The organism is Brevibacterium sp. (assembly GCF_022712115.1).
In the GTDB taxonomy this organism is placed as follows: Bacteria; Actinomycetota; Actinomycetes; order Actinomycetales; family Brevibacteriaceae; genus Brevibacterium; species Brevibacterium salitolerans.
On the sequence record NZ_JALAHB010000150.1, the window covers coordinates 1 to 4,325 of the forward strand.

Sequence of the window (4,325 nt, forward strand, 5' to 3'; positions counted from 1 at the left end):
GGCTCTCGGGGGTGCTCGTGACAGGACTCACCCGGCCCGAGGCCGGCTCCGGTCAGCGATGCGGGCCGGCCTCGGGGTGCGTCGTGGCTCGTGCGGCCGTGCGCGCGGCGGCGTGTGCGGGTGGGTGCCTCGGCCTCGGGTGCGGACGTGCGGAAGCCTCGGGTCCGGATGTGCGGAACAGGCCACGAGACGGGAGGATCCGTCAAGCCGGCGCTCAGGTGGTTACCATGATCCATGTCGGAAGCCCGTCCACTCGCGCGTACGCATGTGTACGGCCCACCCAGTGAGGACCTCCCCGAGGATTATGAGCGAAGAGAACGAACCCCAGAACGGCGCCGAGCCGGAGACCGGCCGGCCTGACGGCTCTGTGGGCAGCGGCCTGGCGATCCCGGATCCGGAGCCCACTGTCGCAGGGCTCTCAGCGGAGGAGACCACTCTCAAGTTCCGTGCCGCCCGTTCGCTCTTCCGCGGCTCCATCAGGGCCGCCCACCGCCCCGTGGTCACCGGGACGCGCAACGTGCCCAAGCACGGCCCGGTGATCATCGCAAGCAATCACCGTTCCTTCGCGGATTCGATCTACCTCTCTGCACTGTCGCCGCGCCGCGTGAGCTTCATGGCGAAGGCCGAGTACTTCGAGGGCCGCAACCTGGGCAACAGGCTGGTGGGCGGCTTCATGTCCGCGGTGGGTGCGTTTCCCGTGGAACGCGGTTCCGCCGCCGCGGCGGTGAAGGCCCTGGAGACGGGGGAGGAGATCCTGCGGGCCGGCGGCGTGTTCGGCATCTACCCGGAGGGCACGCGCAGCCGCAACGGTGAGATCGGGGAGGGCAAGACGGGGGCGGCGGAGCTCGCGATCCGCACCGGCGCGACCATCGTGCCGGTGGGCCTCGTGGGCACCGAGGACGTCATGCCCGTGGACGCCCGGTTCCCGCAGCCCAAGAGCTTCTCCGTCACGTTCGGCAAGGCGATCCCCGCACCGCCGCGGCAGCACCCCGCCGGGAAGCAGCGGAAGGACCTCACCGAACAGATCATGGCTGCGATCCGCGCCCTCGTCGCCGAGGCCGAGCACGAGCGCGAGGCTCACCGCAGCAAGCGCCGCCGCTGAGGTTCGGGGGTCTGCAGTTCTCTTCTGCGGCCCACTCTGCAGGTTACGTCTGCGTAGCGGCCGCCCACCACGGCCGCTACGCAGACGTAACTTTGGGGTGTGGGAAGGCCCCCGGGTTGCCTGCGGAGGCGTGCTCGCAGATCTGTTGGGACCGGTTCAGTCGTCGAAGAGGATGACCTGCCGCACCGCACGGCCGTCGGCCAGTGCGTCCAGCGAGGCGTTGATGTCCTCGAGCCGTATCCGTGAGGAGATGAGCTCCTCCACCGGCAGCCGGCCCTCTCGCCACAGCCGCTCGTAGACGGGGATGTCCCGGCTGGGCACTGCCGAACCGAGATAGGACCCCACCACTGTGCGGGCCTCGGCAGTGAGGGTGAGCGGGGTGATCGAGGAGACGGCGTCCGGGGCGGGGAGGCCCACGGTGACCGTGGTGCCGCCGGCCGCCGTGGCCTGGAACGCGGTCTCGAAGGCGCGCGGGTGTCCGGCCGCCTCGATGACGACGGGTGCCTTCACCCCCTGATCTGCGACCTCGGCCGGGGTGTGCACCGCATGTGCGCCCAGCTGGGAGGCCCGCGCCAGCTTCTCCGGGTTCGCGTCCACGCCGATCACACGCCCCAGCCGCAGCGACAGCGCTGTGAGCAGTGCGGCCATGCCCACGCCGCCCAGGCCCACGATCATGATGTCGTCCCCGTCTGCAGGCTTCCCCGCGTTGAGCACGGCGCCGCCGCCGGTCAGCACGGCACAGCCCAGCACGGCTGCGATCTCCGGCGGCACGTCCGCGCCCACCGGCACCACGGAGCTGCGGTGGAGGACGGCATGGGTGGCGAAGCCGGACACGCCCAGGTGGTGGTGCATGGTGCCGGTGCCGAGGTCCGGGCCGGAGCCGGTGCCGGAGCCGTCATCAGAGCCGGTGCCGGCGGAACCCGTGCCCGAGGTGCCGTGCAGCCGCACGTGCCCGCCCACCAGCGTGCCCGCATTGTTCACCGCGCTGCCGGGCGTGCAGGGCAGCTTGCCGTCGGTGAGACAGGCGGCGCACTCGCCGCAGCGGGGGAGGAAGACGGTGGAGACCTGCTGTCCCGCCTCCAGGTCCGTGACGTTCGCGCCCACCTGTTCGACCACTCCGGAGGCCTCGTGCCCCAGGAGCATGGGTACGGGGCGCGGCCGGTTGCCGTCCACCACGGAGAGGTCGGAGTGGCAGAGGCCGGCGGCGCGCACGCGGATGAGGACCTCGTCCGGCCCGGGAGCATCGAGCTCCAGTGTCTGCAGCTCCAGCGGCTCGGACTCCGCGTAGGGCCGGGGGCGGCCGATCTCTGTGAGCACTGCGCCGGTGATCTGCACGGCTTCTCCTCTGCGACGCTGGGTGAGGTGCCTGCGGTGCCTCCGCGGGCCGGTCCCCATGATAAGGCTTACCGGCGGGCCGGACGGATCAGCTCAGTCCAGCGGAGGCTTCCTGAGCATGCTGCGCCCCACGATCCAGAGCACGAGGCCCACCATGCACATGGAGCCGAACAGCAGGCCGCCGAACACGCCGCCCAGCACGCCGAACACCCCGAACACGATGCCCTGCGCGCTGACCGGCGGAGCGAGGACGGCGTCGACGGTGTCGGACGTGTCCGAGCGGTTGACCTCTGCACTGCAGGTCACGGTGTACGTGCCCGCCTCGCCCGCGCTGAAGCCCCCGTGTGAGCGGTAGCTCCTGCCCTCGAACGTGAAGGAGGAGCTCAGGTGCGAGCTCAGCTGCTGTGGGTCGGGCCCGTCGACCTCGCAGGCGCGCCCGAGGTCGAGTGAGACCGGCGTCGGCGAGTTCGGTGGAGGAGTGCTGCTGCCCGCGCTGCCGCTCGCGCCGTTGCTGCCCGCGCCGGAACTGCCGGTGTCGCCGGAACTGCCCGGGCCGGAACTGCCGCCCGGACCGGAACTGCTCGCGCTGCCGGGATCTCGTGCGTCGCGGTCCGTCGCCGCAGCGTAGTAGAGGCGCTGCTCGCCCGCCTCCAGCTGGACCTCCGTGGGCCCCTCGATCGGCACCGCCTGGTCTCTGATGGAGGCGACGCTGCGGAAGTTCATGATCGCGACGATCACACCCACCGTCACCACGACGAGCACGAATCCGCCGCCGATGAAGAAGAGGAGCCGACCGGCAGTGCGCAGACGGGCACCGGGGCGAGGCCGGGGAGAACGGGAACGTGCGTCAGCGGACTGCATGCCGCCAGTGTTCCAGAACCGCCGCCTGCCTCGCCGCCGCCGGCTGTCCCAAGACTGCCACGTGCACCACGTGCAGCAGATGCAGCACGGGCAGCGCCCGCCGCGCCCAGCACGCCGCACACCGCCGTGCGCCTCGCACACCGCCGTGCGCCCCGGACACGCCGTGCGCCTCGCACACCGCCGTTGACCTCGAGGCCGGCCCAGCTCGTCGATGTCACCGCGCAGTGCGGCCGAAACACAGGGTGACCGATACGCATGGCGGCCGAAACCGCGCACACCGAGGCCGCCCGCTCACGCGCCCGCGAGCAGGAACCCTCCGATGCCCACCAGGCTCGCGCCGGCCACGGCCTCGGTCCTCCGCGCGACCTTGGGACGCTGGAAGAGACCGCCGAGGCTGGAGAGGAACAGGACGAGGAGCACGTACCAGACCAGCGCCATCGCCACGAACATCCCGGCGAGCACCAGGTGTCCGGCGACCGGTCCCAGGGCGCTCAGCTCGAACTGCGGGAACAGCGAGATGTAGAACGCGGCGAGCTTGGGGTTGAGCAGGTTGGAGAGGAGGCCCTGCCGGAAGCTGCGGCCGCGCGAGGAGGTGGGGGTGACCGCGCTGACCATCTCGATCGTGCCCGTGACCGGCTCCGCGTCCTCACCGGTGCGTGCGGCCTCGGCCGCACTGTCCTTCGCCTCGCGGCGCAGGCGCATGTACGACCGGAACGCCTGCACGCCCAGGAAGAGGAGATAGATCCCGCCCGCGATCTTCACCACGGTGAACACGCCGGAGAAGTTCAGCAGCAGGGCGGTGATGCCAAGCGCCGCGCCGGTGGCGACGATCGTGTTGCCCACCATGATCCCCGTCGCCGTCCAGCGCGCACCGGAGCGGCCGCCCTTCGCGGCATTCTTCAGCATGAGCATGAGGGCCGGTCCGGGGACGATGAGGATGACGACGGTCGCCAGGGCGAAGGCGAGCAGCTGTTCGGTCATGGCGGTTCCCTTCCGAGGCGCGGAGCAGGACGGTGCGGGGGTGCAC

4 protein-coding genes are annotated in these 4,325 nt (G+C 71.3%); 1 reads left to right on the forward strand and 3 read right to left on the reverse strand.

Annotation, left to right across the window (positions count from 1 at the left end; translation table 11 throughout):
- Positions 1–304 precede the first annotated feature (304 nt).
- A complete protein-coding gene (locus Q0A33_RS08570) occupies positions 305–1,102 on the forward strand; it encodes a lysophospholipid acyltransferase family protein (protein ID WP_291795120.1) in 798 nt (265 codons plus the stop codon).
- 156 nt (positions 1,103–1,258) lie between these two features.
- On the opposite strand, the gene Q0A33_RS08575 is transcribed toward Q0A33_RS08570, so the two are convergent.
- From Q0A33_RS08575 to Q0A33_RS08585, 3 genes are all read right to left on the reverse strand, one after another.
- Positions 1,259–2,437 carry an alcohol dehydrogenase catalytic domain-containing protein gene (locus Q0A33_RS08575; protein ID WP_291795121.1) on the reverse strand — a complete coding sequence of 393 codons (1,179 nt, stop codon included), beginning with the start codon at positions 2,435–2,437 and terminating at the stop codon, positions 1,259–1,261.
- Between the two features lie 93 nt (positions 2,438–2,530).
- A complete protein-coding gene (locus Q0A33_RS08580) occupies positions 2,531–3,298 on the reverse strand; it encodes a hypothetical protein (protein WP_291795122.1) in 768 nt (255 codons plus the stop codon).
- A 291-nt stretch (positions 3,299–3,589) separates the two neighbouring features.
- Positions 3,590–4,279 (reverse strand): LysE family translocator, encoded by a 690-nt coding sequence (locus Q0A33_RS08585; RefSeq protein ID WP_291795123.1) that lies wholly within the window; start codon positions 4,277–4,279, stop codon positions 3,590–3,592.
- Positions 4,280–4,325 lie beyond the last annotated feature (46 nt).